The organism is Nocardioides acrostichi (genome assembly GCF_015319165.1).
Taxonomy (GTDB): Bacteria; Actinomycetota; Actinomycetes; order Propionibacteriales; family Nocardioidaceae; genus Nocardioides; species Nocardioides acrostichi.
In genome coordinates, this window is the sequence record NZ_JADIVZ010000011.1 from 53,306 (window position 1) to 69,162 (window position 15,857).

The following is a 15,857-nucleotide window of genomic DNA, read 5'->3' on the forward strand; positions in this document are numbered from 1 at the left end:
AGTGGACGAGAACCGAGGGGGTCAGCGGGAGCCGCGCCAACGACGCACCGGTCCGACGCCGCAGCCGGCGTAGAAGCCCGCGGTGCGCGCGCCGATCGGGAAGGGCACGTCGGGGGCGACCGGGTAGAGATCCTGCTCGATCACGGTGAAGATCTCGCGGTCCAGCTCGCCGAGGGCGTCGAGGAAGGTGGGCATGTGCGGCTCGCCGTCCCACGGCTCGCACATGACGCCGTGCTGGACGGCATCGGAGAGCGGCATCGACTCAGCCAGGGCGCGGGCCCGCACCTCGGGGTCGACCGACTTCAGGTGCACGTAGGTCATCCGCTCGGGGTACTTGCGCACCAGTTCGACGTTGTCGCCCTCGCAGTAGGAGACGTGGCCGGTGTCGAGACAGAGGTTGACCAGCTCGGGGTCGGTGTCTTGCAAGAAGCGCTCGATGCGCTCCTGGGTGTCGACGTGGGTGTCGACATGCGGGTGGAAGACCAGCTTGATGCCGAAGGACTCCAGCAGGTAGCGGGCCAGCTCGTCGGTGCCGGTGACCAGGTGCTTCCACTGCTCGGGGTCGATGTCGGCACCCTGGGTGGCCTCGCCGGTGTGCATGTCGGTGTACTGCTCGGGCAGGTGCACCAGGTACTCGGCTCCGACGGCGGCGAGCAGCCGGGCCTCCTGCCCGAACTCGCGCTTGGCCTTCTCCAGCGCCTCGGGGCCCTGGTGCAGCCCGGCGAAGACGGTGCCGCCGCAGACGGTGAGGTCGCGGCGGGCGAGCTCGTCCTTGAGCTGCTCGGGATCCTGCGGCATGAAGCCCTGCGGCCCGAGCTCGGTGTAGACGTAGCCGGTGGCGGCGATCTCGTCGAGGTACTGCTCCCAGCCCACCTGGTGGGGGTCGCTCGCGAACCACACGCCCCAGGAGTCGGGGGCGGTGCCGAGCTTGAGCTTGGACAGGTCGGACATGGGCTGGGCTCCTTGCTGAGAAGTGGGGGTGGCGTCCATCACTGTGGTGCCGGACACCATGGGACTAGCACGTGCTAGTCCTTGTCAAGCGGGCGCGACGGGTCGCCACCCGCAGGGGTGATGTCCACCCGTCGGGGCGGCGTCCCGCACGCCCCGACGGGTGAGTCCCGGGTCAGGCCAGATCACGCCCGGCGCGGTAGCGGCGCACACCCTCCGCGCCCTCGACCACCGCGGCGGTCAGCTCCTCCACCGAGGTGTCCTCGCGGCGCACGTCGAGGATCTTGCGGCCGTGGTTCATCACGATGTGCCGGTCGCAGACCTTGAACGCGTGATGGAGGTTGTGGGTCACCAGAACCGAGCTGACCCCCTCGCCCTTGAGCTGCACGAGGTAGTTGAGCAGCGCCTCGGTGGCGCGCACGGCCAGGGCGCTGGTCGGCTCGTCGAGGATGAGCAGGCTGCGCTTGAAGTGCACGGCACGCGCGATGGCCACGGCCTGGGCCTGACCACCCGAGAGCGAGCTGACCAACTGCTTGGCGCTCTTGATGCCCTCGATCGAGACCACGCTGTCGAGGATGTCGGTCGTGATCGCGTCCATCTCGCGCAGCCGCAGGAAGCCCGCGCGGTTCGTCAGCTCGCGGCCGGCGAAGATGTTGCGCGTGATCGACATGCTCGGCACCAGGGCGGAGTCTTGGAAGATGGTCTCGACGCCGCGGCGCTCCGTCTCCGGACGGGTCACCTTGTCGAGGGCCTCGCCACGCCACAGCCACGATCCCGAGGTCATCGAGACGACGCCCGACATGATCTTGACCAGGGTCGACTTGCCGGCTCCGTTGTCGCCGAGCAGGCCGACGACCTCTCCGGTGCCGATGCCGAAGGACACGTCGTCGAGCACCCGGTTGGGGCCGTAGTCCTTGCTGACGCCGCGCAGCTCGAGCAACGCGGTGGCGTCCTTGGTCGGGACGGTGGGCTCGGGCGGGGTGATCAGGGTGCTCACTGGGCACGCTCCTCGACGTATTTGTTGATGACGGCGGCGACGACGATCGAGATGCCGAAGAAGGCCTGCACGTAGAGGCCGGGCGCGTTGGCCAGGATCAGTGCGTTCTCGGTGGTGCGGATCAGGGCAGCGCCCACGATCATGCCGATGACGGTGCCTCGGCCGCCGTCGAGGGCACAGCCGCCGACCACGGCCGCGGCGACGGCCAACAGCGTGTACTCCTCGGTGGTGGTGGGCTGCATGGTCGAGGTGCGTGCCACGACCAAGATGGCGGCGAGACCCACGCAGAGGCCCAAGAACGCGTAGGCGAACATCCGCATGCGGTCGGGCTTGATCGAGACCGCCTTGGCGGCGCCGGCGTTGCCGCCGACGGCGTAGAGCCGGTTGCCGACCCGGTGGCGCTGGAGGATGCCGAACGCGACGACCCCGAGCAGGATCATCCAGAGGATCTGCGCGCGGAAGAAGCCGAAGTCGCCCGCGAAGGTCTTCACGAAGGTGGGGTCGGCGCCGGCGAGGTAGGCCGGGGCGGTGCCGTTGACCGCGATGCCCGCGCCCTTCCAGACAAAGGACATGCCCAGGGTCGCGACGAACGAGGGGATCCGGGTGTAGACCACGATGAGCCCGTTGGCGGTGGTCGCAGCGATCGCGACCGCCACGGTGAGCAGGGCCGCGACGACCCAGTCGTGGCTCTGGGCCAGCTTGATGAACACGATGCCGGCGAAGGAGAGGACGAAGCCGACCGAGAGGTCGAACTCGCCGGTCACCATGAGCATGCCGACCCCGATGGCGAGGATGGCCAGCACGGGCACGCTCTGGGTGACGACCCCGGAGAGGTTGTTGCTGGAGAGGAACGGGAAGCCCAGCGGGTCGACGAGGCTCCAGACGACGAAGACCGCGAGCATGAGCGCGTAGATCAGCCCGATCTCGAGCGCGCCGCGCCCGCGCATGTAGTACAGCGTCTCGCGCAGACGCCCGCCCAGCGTGGTCGGTCGGGAGTCGGCCAGCCGACGGCGCTGCACCGGCTCGTCGAGGGTGAGACTCGGGGGAGGGGCGGCGCTGGCCGCATCGGTTTCGTGGGACACGTGGGTCATCAGGTCGGCTCCGGGTGGGGTCGGGGAGCCGGAGCCGCGGCTCCGGCTCCCCAGGTGTGTGGGATGGTCGGCGACGACAGGAGCCGTCAGTAGCGGATGCCCTCGAGGTCGGGATCCTCGAGGTTGGACACGTTGTCCTTGGTGATCAGGCCGTTGCCGCCGGAGTTCATGTCGGCCGGCGAGATGCCGAAGTCGATGAGCTGCGCGACCTCGAGGACGGGCTGGAAGCCCTGCACGTAGCCCTGCTGGTCGGCCGAGGCCAGGATGCGGCCGCTCTTGATGCCGTCCACGACCTGGGGTGAGGTGTCGAAGCCGATGATCGGAACCTTCACGCCGGCGGCGTCCTGGGCGGCCACGGCGTTGCGGTGCGGGGTGCCCCCGAGTGGCACGATCGCCTTGACGTCCTGGTTCGCGGTGAGCCAGGTGGTCATCGCGTCGAGCGCCTGGCCGTCGTCGCCGGAGGTGCGCAGGAAGGTGCACTTGGTGCCGAGCTTCTTGAGGACGTCGTCGACACCGCCGCCGCGCTGGATCGCGTACTGCTGGTCCGGTTCCTCGGCGGGGCACAGAACCTTGTCGCCGGAGCCGATGTCGACCTGGTCGACCAACGACTGGCCGATGATGCTGCCGACGGCGCGGAAGTCCTGGCCGACGAACGAGACCACGCAGTCGGCGGCGGTCTCCGAGGGCGGCACGTTGTAGGCGAAGACCGGGATGCCCGCCTTCGAGGCCTCGCAGGCGGCGCTCTCCCAGGACGGGTCGTTGAACGAGACCACGATGGCGGCCGGCTTCTTGGCGATGGCCGCGCTGATCAGGTCGGTCATCTTGCCGGTGTCGCCCGAGGCGGTCTGGGCCTCGATCTTCAGTCCGGTGAGGGAGGCGGCGTCCTCGGCTCCCGTGAGGATCTGCTTCCAGAAGGCGTCGGCGCTGGGGTCGTAGTAGGTGAAGAAGTCGACGGTGCGGTTCTCGGCCCGGCTGCCCAGGCCGTCGTCGAGCCCGCCCGCGGTCGCACTCGACGAGGCGGAACCCGAGCATCCAGCCATCCCCAGGGCGAGGACTGCGAGCGCGGCGGCACCCCATCGGGAGCGTCGTGAGCCAGCGGTGAAGGGGGCGAAGTGGGGCACGGTTGATTCCTCTCGCGGGGGCCGCGGACAGCGGCCGGTGAAGCGGACGGTGAGTGCGAACGGACGCCGGTGTGGCGTGTGTCACGCATTGAACTAGCACGTGCTAGTCGTCGTCAATAGGTCGGGGAGACGAATGTCACAACCAGGCCGAAGGTCATCGAGACGTGAAGCGGCCGTGAAGGTGTGCGCGCCCTGGCGGGTGTGCCCGGTGGACGGGGTCGCTCTGGCCCCGGCGCGGGAGAGGTGGAGGCGTCGGGTGGGTCAGCCGTCGGTGCGGAGGGCGGCACAGCTGCCGCGTAGCACCAACGAGGTGTCGACGATCGACTCGAGCGGATCGGACTCGGGGTGATCGATGCGACGCACCGCCGCGTCGACCGCGGCCCGGGCCATGAGCTCGGGATCCTGGCGCACCGTCGTGAGCTCGACCGCGCTCAGGCGGGCGGCCGGGATGTCGTCGTACCCGACCAGGGAGATGTCGCGGGGCACCTGGAGGCCGTGCCGAGCCAGGGTCAGCAGCAGCGTCACCGCCGACCCGTCGTTGGGCACCATGACCGCCGTGGGGGGCTCGTCACGAGCGAGCAGCGTGTGCGCTGCCTCCGAGCCGGACTCCTCGAAGTAGGCGTCGTCGGTGTAGTGCCCTGAGGCGAGGACGACATCGGTGCCCAGCTCGTGCCGCTGCATCGTCTGCTCGTAGCCCGCGCGGCGCAGGGCGGCGGCCGGCATGGTCGCCAGGTCGACGAAGGCGATCTCGCGGTGCCCGAGGGAGACCAGGTGCTCGACGCCGGCCGCGACTCCCGCGCGGCCGTCGGAGCGTACGACGTCGTGGCCGGTGCCGCCCGCGGCAGTGCCCACGGCGACCAGCGGGATCTGCACGCGACCCGAGAGATCCTCCAGCTCGGCGGGATCCAGGGCGGATCCGATGAGCAGCACGGCCGCGCAGCGGTGGCCCAGGAGCTCGTCGACGGCAGGCTGGACGCCGCGGGTGCCCGTCACGGCGCTCAGCACGACGTCGTAGCCGTGCGCGGCGGCCAGGGGATAGAGGGACTGCACGATCTCGTGCTCGGCCGGGTGGCTCGGCACGAAGACGACTCCGAAGGTCCAGCTCCGGGTGCGCCGCAGGGTGCGGGCCCCGGTGTGGGGCGCGAAGCCCAGCTCGTCGGCGGTCTCGCGCACCCGGCGGCGCGTCTCGGCGCTGGCGCCGGGTGCGTCGCGCATGACGATCGAGACCAGTTGGCGGGAGATGCCCAGCTGCTGGGCGATGTCGGCCATCGTCGCCGGGCGGTCGGTCGTCCGTGGGCGGTGCTCCACGCCACTACCTCTCTGGTCGGTCCCGGCGTCCTTTCCTGAGCCCGTTGCTCCGGCGGGGCGGGGGCTCAGAGGGCGGGGCGTCGTCCGAGGCCGCTGACCTCGCGTACCTGGTCGACGAGCTCCAGTGTACGGACGGAGTCGGCCAGGGGGCGCAGCGGCGACTCGGTGGCGCCGGCGGCGACCAGGCGGGCCACCTCCGCGGCCTGCCAGAACAGCTGGGAGTGACCGGTGGCCGGCTCGTCCCAGCTCCCGGTGCTGGCGCCGTCGCGGGAGCGGAGGGTCAACGGGCCCGGCATGCAAAAGCGCGACCCCATCTCGAGCAGGCCGTCGGTGCCGGTGATCACGACGCGCGCCGGTGTCTCGGCCAGCATGCTGGCGTGGTGCACCGAGCGCGCACCGGACGCGTGCGTCACGGCGCCGAGCACCTGACCCTCCACGCCGGTCGAGGTCATCTGCACGTCGGCCGCCACGACGCTGCCCGGGCCCAGGAGGTGGTCGGCCACGGCGTAGGTGTAGGTCCCCAGGTCCAGCAGCGCGCCGCCGGCCAGCTCGGGTCGCCAGATGCGGTGATCGGGCTCGAACCACTCGCCGTGGTCGAGGATCGCCGTCTGCGGCTCGCCGAGGATGCCCTCGGCCACGACCTGACGCACGACGTCGAGCTTGGGCAAGAAGAGCGTCCACATGGCCTCCATGCAGAACCGGCCCGTCTCGTGGGCGACCTGGGCGAGCGCGCGAGCCTCCCCGGCGTCGAGGGCCAGGGGCTTCTCGACCAGGACATGCTTGCCCGCGCGCATGGCTGCCGACGCGTCGCGCAGGTGCAGGTGGTGGGGGGAGGCGACGTAGACGACGTCGACCTCGGGATCCTCGAAGAGTCGGGCGCTGTCGCCGTGGGCGCGCTGCGCCCCGACCGAGCGGGCGAACGCCTCGGCGCGAGGGAGCTCTCGCGAGGCCACCGCCACGAGGCGCTGGTCGGTGGCGGCGCGCAGCGCGCTGCTGAACTTGTCGGCGATCCAGCCGGTGCCGAGGACGCCCCAGCCGAGGACGGGGGCATCGCGCGGGTCGGGTACGCGTGGCGACGGCAGGCCGGTGATCACGGGTCTCCTCGGGAGGTGAGGGGGTGTGGGGGCCCAAACTAGCACGTGCTAGAGGGCGCGTAGCGGTGTGCAGACTGATCAGAAAGCCCCGGCGTATGTTGCGTCATGTGCAACGACCATTGCGTCGGATGCCACCGATGCCTACCGTCGTCGCCGGGGCGCCGTCGGGTGTCCAAGAGCGAGAGGCGCGCCGGGAGCGCGCGAGGAGGATCCATGTCGCGAGTGGTCTGCATCGGCGAGGGTCTGCTGGTCCTGCGTGGCTACGACGACTCCTCGCTGGAGCACGCCACCTTGCTGGCTCGCTGTGTCGGCGGCGCGGAGTGCAACGTCGCCCTGGCCCTCGCCGACCTCGGCCTCGACGTCTCGTGGCTCTCCCGCGTCGGCGAGGACTCCTTCGGGCGCCTGCTGCTCACGCAGATGCGGCGCGGTGGAGTCGACGTGTCCGCCGTCGTGCGCGACCCCGAACGGCCCACCGGGCTCTACTTCAAGGACCGGGTCGAAGGACGTTCCTCGATGCGCTACCACCGAGCGGGCTCGGCGGCCACGGCGCTGGACGCCGCCCTCATCGAGTCGAGTCCTGCGCTGGGGGGTGTCGACCTCGTCCACGTCAGCGGCATCACGGTCGGTGTCGTCGAGGATCCCTCGGCTGTCGTCGACGCGCTGCTGCGTCGTCGCGACGCGGAGGGCTGGGAACTCTCGGTCGACCTCAACTGGCGGCCCGTGCTGTGGGGGTCGCGCGACCCCGAGCCGCTGCTGCGGCTGCTGCGTGGTGCCGACCTGGTGCTCGCCGGCGCCGACGAGGCGGGTGTCGCGTTCGGCGCCGAGGACGCCGACGCCGTCGTGGACATGCTGGGGGGCCGCCCCACCGTCGTCCTCAAGGACGACGCCCACCGTGCCTGCGTGCGCAGACCCGGCGGGGGCCACGTGGAGGTGCCCGCCCTGACCGTGCAGGTGGTCGAGACGATCGGTGCCGGCGACGGCTTCGCGGCGGGGTTCCTGGCTGCCCGGCTCAGCGGCGAGCCCGATGCGGTCTGCCTGCGGATGGGCCACCTCCAGGCCGCCCTCACCCTGGCCACGGAGGCCGACCAGGCATCGGCCGCGGCGGCCCCCCTGCGGGCCCTGCTGCGCGGTGCCACGGAGGAGGTCTGGGCGGGCACCCGGGTCGGCCCCGACGGGGTCGAGGTGCCGGAGGGCGCGCGCGCGTGAGCCAGAGCCTGCGCCGGGGACTCGACATCCTGGGGGAGTTGGCGTCGGGGGCCCGGACCCTCGACGAGCTCGCCGCGAGCCTCGGGGTGCACAAGACCACCGTGCTCCGGCTGGTGCGCACCTTGGAGGAGCAGCGCTTCGTGTGCCGCGACGACCAGCACCGGTGTCACCTGGGCAGCCGGCTCTTCCACGTCGCCGACATCGGGCTCGAGCAGCATCCGATCCGCGACGTCGCGGCGATCCACCTGCGGCGGCTCGCCCGGGCGACCGGGGGCCAGGCCGTGCACCTGGCGGTGGCCGAGCAGGGTCACGTGGTCTACATCGACAAGGTCGAGAGCACGCACGCGGTGCGCATGTACTCGCGGATCGGGCTGCCCGCGCCCTTGCACTGCACGGCCGTGGGCAAGGTGCTGATGGCCGCCCTTCCCCCACGACGCCGAGACGCCGTGGTGGCGGGCCTGGAGCTGCGGTCCTTCACTCCCAGCACGATCACCCGTGCGAGTGCCCTGCGGTCTCAGTTGGAGCTGGTCGACGAGCGCGGGTGGGCCGAGGACGTCGCCGAGCACGAGGCCCACGTGCACTGCATCGCCGCCCCGGTGCACGACGCCGCCGACCGGGTGGTGGCGGCCGTCTCGATCTCCGTACCCGAGCTGGTCCTCGACCACGCCGGCGTCGTCGGGCTGCTGCCGCACCTGCTCGAGACCACCGCGGCGATCGACGCCGAGCACCGCGCCTGAGCCGGACACCCGAGGGGGCGCGCGAGGACTGGACCTCGACAGCACTCGAGGTTCTACCGTGCTCGCGTGACCGCCCTGGCCCCCCGCTCCCGCCCCACGCCGCTGCTCGCCCCGGTCTACCGCGGTGCGACCATCGGGTCGATCGCCCTGGTGTTCCTGGTGGCCTTCGAGGCACTGGCCGTGGCGACCGTGATGCCGGTCGTCAGCGCCGATCTCGACGGGCGCGCCCTGTACTCGGTGGCCTTCTCGGTGACGCTCTCCTCGAGCCTGGTGGGCATGGTGGTGGCCGGGCTGTGGTCCGACCGGGTCGGTGCCGTGCGTCCGCTGCTCGCCTCGGTCGCGTTGTTCGGTGCCGGGCTCGCCGTGGCGGGGCTGGCACCGAGCATGGAGGCCCTGGTGGCGGGTCGGTTCGTGCAGGGTCTCGGCGGCGGGGCGCTGTCGGTGTCGCTGTACGTGCTCGTGGCGCAGGTCTACGCACCCGTCGACCGGGTCCGCATCCTTGCCGCCTTCGCCGCAGCCTGGGTGCTGCCAGGTGTGGTGGGGCCGTTCCTGGCCGGTGTCGTGGCCGACACCGTGGGTTGGCGGTGGGTCTTCCTCGGTGCGGTCGTGCTCGCGGGTGGCGCCCTCGGACTGCTCGGGCCGGCGCTGCGCGTCGCCCGCTCGCTGCCCTCGGCCGGAGCTCCGGCCCCGGGGCGGGTCGTCGCGACACGCATCGCGCTGGCCTCCCTCGTGGCACTGGCCCTGCTGGGTCTCAACGTCGCCGGTGCTGCAAGCGGGACGACGCGCGCGGTGCTCGCGGTCGGGGCGCTGGCCGCGGCCTTGGCCGCCCTGCGGCCTCTCCTCCCGGTCGGAACGTTGCGCAGTGCCGCGGGAGCGCCGAGCGTCGTGCTGCTGCGCGGCCTCGTGGGCGCTGCGTTCTTCGCCAGTGAGGCCTACCTGCCGTTCCTGCTCCAGGAGCAGTACGGCGCTCGCGTCTGGGTCAGCGGACTGGTGCTCACCGCGGCCACGATCGGCTGGGCGAGCGCCTCGCAGGTGCAGGGCCGGCTGGGGGAGCGGCTGCGCGACGAGTCCGCGCTCGGCCTCGGCGCGGTGCTGCTGAGCCTCGGGATCGGGTCGATCCTGCTCGTGCTCCTGACGCCCTCGCCCGGTGTGCTCGTCGGGCTCGGATGGCTCGTGGCGGCGTCCGGCATGGGGTTGATGTACCCGCGCATCACCGCGGTGGTGCTGGCCCGCGCCGCCGATCACGAGCGGGGCGGGGCTTCTGCCGCCGTCACGCTGGCTGACGCGGTCGGATCCGCGGCAGCCGTCGCCGTCGCCGGCCTGCTGTTCACGGCGGTGGGTTCGGCCGCGGATCGGTCGGCCTTCGTCGCCGTGCTGATGCTCTCGACGACGCTGGGACTGCTCGCAGTCGGAGCCTCACGGCGTGTCTAGGTGTCAGCCCGCAGCGCGAGGAGACGACGCGTACGAGCGTCGTCGACGCCGACGATCGCGCCGACCCACCCGATGGCCTCGTCGAGATCGACCGTCGAGTCGTGTGCCGCGAGCATCTGCTCGATGTCGGGCCGTCCTTGGCGCGTGAATACAGGGCCATGAAGACGGTGAGGTCGGTGGCCGAGAGGATCGCCATCGCCACCTCGGAGTCGAGCATGGGTACTCGCAGGGTTCGGGTGCGCCAGTCGCGGTGCAGCCCGCCGGCCACGAAGAAGAGATGGAGCGGGATCGGGATCTCGCCTGGAACGGGCCAGAGAATGCGCACTGAGGTGCCGCGACGTCGACGGTCCCACCACGCCAGGCCGAGCATGACGCCGACCAGCAGTCTCTCGGCCAGGGACTCCGTGAACCCGTCGATCAGCCCGATGACGAGGCTCGGCACGAGGGGTGCGTCTGAGAGGATCGGGCCATGGCGAGCATCGTGTCTGTGAATGTCGGTCGACCCCGTGAGCGGGAGTGGGCGGGGGTCGGCCGTACGTCCATCGACAAGACGCCCGTGACGGGTCCGGTGCACGTGGGCACCCTCGGGCTCGACGGCGACCAGGTCTCCGACACCCGGCACCACGGCGGCCCCGACCAGGCCGTGTACGCCTTCGCACGCGAGGATCTCGACGTCTGGGTCGAGCGCCTGGGCATGGAGATCCCCGACGGCCAGTTCGGCGAGAACCTGACGACCGCCGGCATCGACGTCAACGAGGCCGAGGTCGGTGAACGGTGGGAGATCGGCGGCGCGTTGTTCGAGGTCCGCTCGGTGCGCACCCCCTGCAACGACTTCAAGTGCTGGATGGGCGAGTCGGGCTACGACGCCACGGCCTGGGTCAAGCGGTTCACCGCGGTCGGCCGCCCCGGCCCCTACCTCAAGGTGCTGGCCGAGGGGCCGGTCCAGGTCGGTGACGAGCTGCGGGTCGCGCATCGCCCCGGGCACGGCATCACCGTCTCGACCATGTTCCGTGCTCTCAACGGCGAACCCGCGCTGCTCCCGCGACTGCTCGACGTCCCCGATCTGCTGCCGAAGGCCCGTCAGAAAGCCGAGCAGTACGTCGCCGAGCATCGCTGACGCAGGTCGACTCCCCGGGCTGCTACCCGCCAGTAGGTGAAGTGACGTAGGTTACGCCTGAGGCGCGCCCGACCCTCGGTCGGCGCCCCGCACCCGTCAGTCCGAGACTCGTGCCAGGAGCGTCATGCCCGTCAACCACGACACCAGCTTCGTCGACCACCTGCCCCAGAACGTGGCCGTGCTCTTCCTCGACCGGGTGCAGAGCTCGCCCGGAGGCGAAGCGTTTCGCTACCCGGTCGGCGAGAAGGACACCTGGGAGTCGGTGACCTGGCGCGAGGCGGGCGACCGCGTCGTCGACCTCGCCGCCGGGCTGCTGGCACTCGGCCTCCAGACCGAGCAGCGCGTGGGCATCGCGTCGTCGACCCGCTACGAGTGGATCCTGGCCGACCTCGCCATCATGTGCGCCGGCGGCGCAACGACCACGGTCTACCCCAGCACCAACGAGGAGGACACCGGCTTCATCGTCGGTGACTCCGAGTGTCAGGTCGTGTTCGCCGAGGACGAGACCCAGCTGGCCAAGCTCCGGGCGTGCCGCTCCGACCTGCCGTCCGTGGGCAAGGTCGTGCTCTTCGATGGCGTCGGCAGCGACGACGACGGCGACTGGGTGATCACCCTCGACGGCCTCGCCGAGCTCGGCGCCAAGCACCTGGCCCAGGATCCCGAGGCGGTCGAGAAGGTGGCCCGCGCGATCCCGGCCGACCAGCTCGCCACGCTCATCTACACCTCCGGTACGACCGGTCGGCCCAAGGGCGTGCGGCTGCTGCACCGCGCCTGGGTCTACGAGGGCGCCGCCATCAAGGCCCAAGACATCCTCGACGAGACCGACCTCCAGTTCCTCTGGCTGCCGATGTCCCACTCGTTCGGCAAGGTCTTGCTCTCGACCCAGCTCGCCTGCGGCTTCGCGACCGCGATCGACGGGCGGGTGGAGAAGATCGTCGACAACCTGGGCGTCGTCAAGCCGACCTTCATGGGCGCCGCCCCCCGCATCTTCGAGAAAGCGCACGCCCGCATCGTCACGATGACGGCCAGCGAGGGTGGAGCGAAGGAGAAGATCTTCACCCAGGCCTTCAAGGTCGGCCTCGAGGTCGACCGCCGCAGGCGCGAGGGCGAGGGCATCCCGCTACCGCTCAAGCTCCAGCACGCCCTCTTCGACAAGCTGGTCTTCAGCAAGGTGCGCGAGCGGTTCGGCGGCCGGGTGCGCTTCTTCATCTCGGGCTCGGCCCCGCTGAACGCCGAGATCGCCTCCTGGTTCCACGCCGCGGGCATCCTCATCCTCGAGGGCTACGGCATGACCGAGAACGCTGCCGGCGCGACCGTGAACCACCTCGAGGACTACAAGATGGGCACCGTGGGCCAGGCCATGCCCGGCTCCGAGGTGCGCATCGGTGAAGGCGACGAGGTGCAACTGCGGGGGCCGCACATCATGGCCGGGTACCACAACCTGGCCGAGGAGACCGCGAAGACCTTCACCGACGACGGGTGGCTGCGCACCGGCGACAAGGGCAGCCTCGATGCCGAGGGCTTCCTCACGATCACCGGGCGCATCAAGGATCTCTTCAAGACCTCGGGCGGCAAGTACGTCGCGCCGACGGCGATCGAGTCCAAGTTCAAGGTCATCTGCCCCTACACCAGCCAGTTCATGGTGTTCGGCGCCGAGCGCAACTTCTGCGTCGCCCTCATCACCCTCGACCCCGACGCGATGACCGACTGGGCGGCCGAGAACGGCATGGCCGGCGCCTCGTACTCCGACATCGTCTCCTCCGAGAAGGTGCACTCGATGGTCGGCGGCTACGTCGAGCAGCTCAACGCGAAGCTCAACCGGTGGGAGGGCATCAAGAAGTGGGAGATCCTCGACCACGACCTCACCATCGAGTCCGGTGAGCTCACGCCGTCGATGAAGGTCAAGCGCAACGTCGTTGAGGAGAACAACAAGCAGCGCATCGAGGCCTTCTACGGCTGAGTCCGACTCAGGCCGCCGCGCCGACCCGGACCGCCGCCCGGCAGGATGGTGCGGTGCCCTCCACCCTCCCCGACGGCGAGCCCGTGCCCCCGGACGGCGCCCTGCCGGCGTCCGCCACCGACGGCCTCGGCCAACGCCCGTTCGGCCTCTACGTGCACGTGCCGTTCTGCTCGGTGAGGTGCGGCTACTGCGACTTCAACACCTACACCGCCGAGGAGCTCGGTGGCCCGGCGGCGGCCGCCGGTGCCTCCCGGCATACCTACGCCGAGGCGGCGATCGCCGAGGTGCGCCGTATCCGGCGCGTGCTGGGAGACGTCGGGCGTCCGATCGACACGGTGTTCTTCGGGGGCGGCACCCCGACGCTCCTCAGCCCGGGGGACATCGGCGCGGTGCTCTCGGCGGCGGCCGCCGAGGTGGGGCTCGCTCCCGACATCGAGGTCACGATCGAGGCCAACCCCGACAGTGTGACGGCGTGGTCGCTCGAGGAGCTGCGCGCGGTCGGGGTGAACCGCATCTCCTACGGCATGCAGAGCAGCGTCGACCACGTGCTGCGCACCCTCGACCGCACCCACGACCCGCTGCGGGTGCCGGCCGCGGTCCGCTGGGCCCGCGAGGCCGGTTTCGAGCAGGTCAGCCTCGACCTCATCTACGGCACGCCCGGCGAGTCGATGACCGACTGGCTGGAGTCGGTCGACGCGGCGCTGGCCTGCGCACCCGACCACGTGTCGGCGTACTCGCTCATCGTCGAGTCCGGCACCGCCTTGGCCCGGCGGGTGCGGCGTGGCGAGCTGCCGATGCCAGACGACGACGACCTGGCCGACAAGTACCTCGCCGCCGACGAGCGGTTCGCGGCAGCGGGCCTGGGCTGGTACGAGGTGAGCAACTGGGCGCGCGACGACGCCGCCCGCTGTCGGCACAACCTGGGCTACTGGCGGGGCGGCGACTGGTGGGGCGTCGGACCGGGAGCGCACAGCCATGTCGGAGGCACCCGCTGGTGGAACGTCAAGCACCCGGCCGCCTTCGCTGCCCGGCTGGCCGAGGGGCTCTCGCCCGCGCTCGCCCGCGAGGTGCTGAGCGCCGACGACCGTCTGGTCGAGCGGGTGCTGCTCGAGACCCGTCTGGTCGACGGTCTCGGCCCGGAACTGCTCGGCCTACTGCCGGTCGCCGACGCCGCGGGCACGCTTCAGGCACTGGCCTCCCGCGGGCTGCTCGAGCCCGCCGGCGACCGCTGGGTGCTCACCCAGCGGGGTCGCCTGCTGGCGGACGCCGTCGTCCGCGAACTGGTGGGGTGACCTGCGCTCAGCTGACCATGCGGATCGTCAGCGGGTAGCGGTAGAACTCGGGCCCGTTGGCCCTGGTGATGCCGATGATGGTGAACACCAGCCACAAGATGCCGACGATCGGCAGCAGCAGCAGACCGATCAGCACGAAGATCGAGACCGCCGCCACCACGCCGTAGATGAGGAAGGAGAGCTGGAAGTTGAGCGACTCCACCGCGTGGGCGCGGACGTAGGCCGAGTCGTTGCCCTTGACGAGCATCACGACCAGAGGGCCGAGGAAGGCGAGCCCGCCGAGCGCGAAGCCCGCGACCAGGGCGGTCCAGTGTGCGGCGCCGGCCCACGTGCGCTCGTCGCCCGGGTTCATCGGCGGCTTGGCGTAGTACGGGGGCGGGCCGGCCGGCGGCTGGCCTCCGGGCGGCTGTTGGGGGTAGCTCACTGGTCCTCCCGGTCGGCGGTCACGAAGTCGATGAGTTCCTCGACCCTACCCAGAAGAGCCGGCTCGAGGTCGGCGAAGCTGTCGACCCGGCCGAGGATCCGCTTCCAGGCACGGGCGATGTCGGCCTGGTCGCGGTGCGGCCAGCCGAGGTGCTGGCAGGTGCCCTTCTTCCACTCGATCGAGCGCGGTATCTGCGGCCATGCCCTGAGCCCGAGCCGGTCGGGCTTCACTGCCTGCCACACGTCGACGAACGGGTGACCGACGATCAGCACATGCGGGCCGAGCGCCGAGCGCATGATGTTGCCGGCGATGCGGCTCTCCTTGGAGCCGGCCACGAGGTGGTCGACGAGCACGCCCACGCGGCGTCCGGGGCCGGGCCGGAAGTCGCGCAGGTGGTCGGCGAGGTCGTCGACGCCGCCGAGGTACTCCACGGCGACGCCCTCGATGCGTAGGTCGTCGCCCCACACCTTCTCGACCAGCTCGGCGTCGTGCCGGCCCTCGACGAAGATCCGGCTCGCGCGCGCGACGCGGGCCTTCGCGCCAGCGACCGCCACGGAGCCGGACGCCGTACGTGTCGGCGCCTTCGGGGCCGCGGTGCGCGGAGGAGCAGTGAGGATCACCGGGCGCCCGTCGAGCAGGAAGCCCGGCCCCAACGGGAACGTGCGTCGGGTGCCGCGCCGATCCTCCAGCGTGAGCACGTGCAAGTCCCGGTCGATCGTGACGATCTCGCCACAGAAGTCTGTGGTGACCTCCTCGACGACGTCGCCGAGAGCCGCCGGAGCCTCCTTGGCGCGGCCGCGCTTGGGTGCGCGCCAGTCGGTGCTCATCACATCGGTGCCGTAGCGATCACTCACCTGGCGAAGGCTAGGAGAAGCCTGCTGTCGGGTGGCGGTGCCCCGCCGGAGGACTTAGTCCTCGCTGGACTCGTCGTCCCGCTCGTCGGCGTCGTCCATCTCGTCGGCGACCTTGCCGTCCTCGAGCAGCTCAGCACCCTCGCCGGCGGGGAGGCCCTCGGCCAGCGGGTTGTCGTCGCCGGGTACGAGATCCTCGGGTAGCTGCTCATCGGAGATCCCGTGTCGCTTCTCGTCGGTGTGCTCGGACTCCTGCTCACTCATCCCTCGACGCTACGCG

The 15,857-nt window shown here is 71.1% G+C and carries 15 protein-coding genes; 6 read left to right on the forward strand and 9 right to left on the reverse strand.

Annotated features, from left to right (window positions below; all coding sequences use genetic code 11):
* Positions 1-21: 21 nt before the first annotated feature.
* The 6 genes from ISG29_RS16860 to ISG29_RS16885 form a co-directional block, all read right to left on the reverse strand.
* Positions 22-951, reverse strand: coding sequence for a TIM barrel protein (locus tag ISG29_RS16860; protein ID WP_194504628.1), 930 nt, complete (start codon positions 949-951; stop codon positions 22-24).
* A gap of 172 nt (positions 952-1,123) precedes the next feature.
* Positions 1,124-1,945, reverse strand: a complete 822-nt coding sequence (locus tag ISG29_RS16865; RefSeq protein ID WP_207793271.1) for an ATP-binding cassette domain-containing protein — start codon at positions 1,943-1,945, stop codon at positions 1,124-1,126.
* On the reverse strand, positions 1,942-3,036 hold the full coding sequence (locus tag ISG29_RS16870) for an ABC transporter permease (RefSeq protein WP_194504629.1): 1,095 nt from the start codon (positions 3,034-3,036) through the stop codon (positions 1,942-1,944). Before ISG29_RS16870 ends, ISG29_RS16865 begins: the two co-directional genes overlap by 4 nt.
* 86 nt (positions 3,037-3,122) lie before the next feature.
* Entirely contained in the window at positions 3,123-4,157 is a 1,035-nt protein-coding gene (locus tag ISG29_RS16875) for a substrate-binding domain-containing protein (RefSeq protein ID WP_194504630.1), read from the reverse strand.
* A gap of 261 nt (positions 4,158-4,418) precedes the next feature.
* The gene (locus tag ISG29_RS16880; RefSeq protein WP_194504631.1) at positions 4,419-5,465 is read right to left on the reverse strand and encodes a LacI family DNA-binding transcriptional regulator; all 1,047 of its coding nucleotides are present in this window, start codon (positions 5,463-5,465) and stop codon (positions 4,419-4,421) included.
* A gap of 65 nt (positions 5,466-5,530) precedes the next feature.
* Entirely contained in the window at positions 5,531-6,559 is a 1,029-nt protein-coding gene (locus tag ISG29_RS16885) for a Gfo/Idh/MocA family protein (RefSeq protein ID WP_194504632.1), read from the reverse strand.
* Positions 6,560-6,772: 213 nt separating this feature from the next.
* On the opposite strand from ISG29_RS16885, the gene ISG29_RS16890 reads away from it, so the two are divergent.
* The 6 genes from ISG29_RS16890 (at position 6,773) to hemW (ending at position 14,302) form a co-directional block, all read left to right on the forward strand.
* Entirely contained in the window at positions 6,773-7,765 is a 993-nt protein-coding gene (locus tag ISG29_RS16890) for a sugar kinase (protein ID WP_194504633.1), read from the forward strand.
* The gene (locus tag ISG29_RS16895; RefSeq protein WP_194504634.1) at positions 7,762-8,502 is read left to right on the forward strand and encodes an IclR family transcriptional regulator; all 741 of its coding nucleotides are present in this window, start codon (positions 7,762-7,764) and stop codon (positions 8,500-8,502) included. The genes ISG29_RS16890 and ISG29_RS16895 overlap by 4 nt, the downstream gene beginning before the upstream one ends.
* Positions 8,503-8,568: 66 nt before the next feature.
* On the forward strand, positions 8,569-9,933 hold the full coding sequence (locus tag ISG29_RS16900) for an MFS transporter (RefSeq protein WP_207793272.1): 1,365 nt from the start codon (positions 8,569-8,571) through the stop codon (positions 9,931-9,933).
* A gap of 469 nt (positions 9,934-10,402) precedes the next feature.
* Complete coding sequence (locus ISG29_RS16905; protein WP_194504635.1) at positions 10,403-11,050, forward strand: MOSC domain-containing protein; 648 nt, start codon at positions 10,403-10,405, stop codon at positions 11,048-11,050.
* A gap of 124 nt (positions 11,051-11,174) precedes the next feature.
* Complete coding sequence (locus ISG29_RS16910; RefSeq protein ID WP_194504636.1) at positions 11,175-13,010, forward strand: AMP-dependent synthetase/ligase; 1,836 nt, start codon at positions 11,175-11,177, stop codon at positions 13,008-13,010.
* A gap of 53 nt (positions 13,011-13,063) precedes the next feature.
* On the forward strand, positions 13,064-14,302 hold the full coding sequence (gene hemW, locus ISG29_RS16915) for a radical SAM family heme chaperone HemW (protein ID WP_194504637.1): 1,239 nt from the start codon (positions 13,064-13,066) through the stop codon (positions 14,300-14,302).
* A gap of 7 nt (positions 14,303-14,309) precedes the next feature.
* On the opposite strand, the gene ISG29_RS16920 is transcribed toward hemW, so the two are convergent.
* From ISG29_RS16920 to ISG29_RS16930, 3 genes are read right to left on the reverse strand one after another with little or no spacing between them, the layout of a single operon-like run.
* Positions 14,310-14,726, reverse strand: coding sequence for a DUF4870 domain-containing protein (locus ISG29_RS16920; RefSeq protein WP_328829615.1), 417 nt, complete (start codon positions 14,724-14,726; stop codon positions 14,310-14,312).
* Positions 14,723-15,580, reverse strand: a complete 858-nt coding sequence (locus ISG29_RS16925) for a DUF3097 domain-containing protein (protein ID WP_194504638.1) — start codon at positions 15,578-15,580, stop codon at positions 14,723-14,725. The genes ISG29_RS16920 and ISG29_RS16925 overlap by 4 nt, the downstream gene beginning before the upstream one ends.
* Positions 15,581-15,634: 54 nt before the next feature.
* Positions 15,635-15,841: a hypothetical protein gene (locus tag ISG29_RS16930; RefSeq protein ID WP_194504639.1), complete on the reverse strand. Its 207-nt coding sequence runs from the start codon at positions 15,839-15,841 to the stop codon at positions 15,635-15,637.
* Positions 15,842-15,857 lie beyond the last annotated feature (16 nt).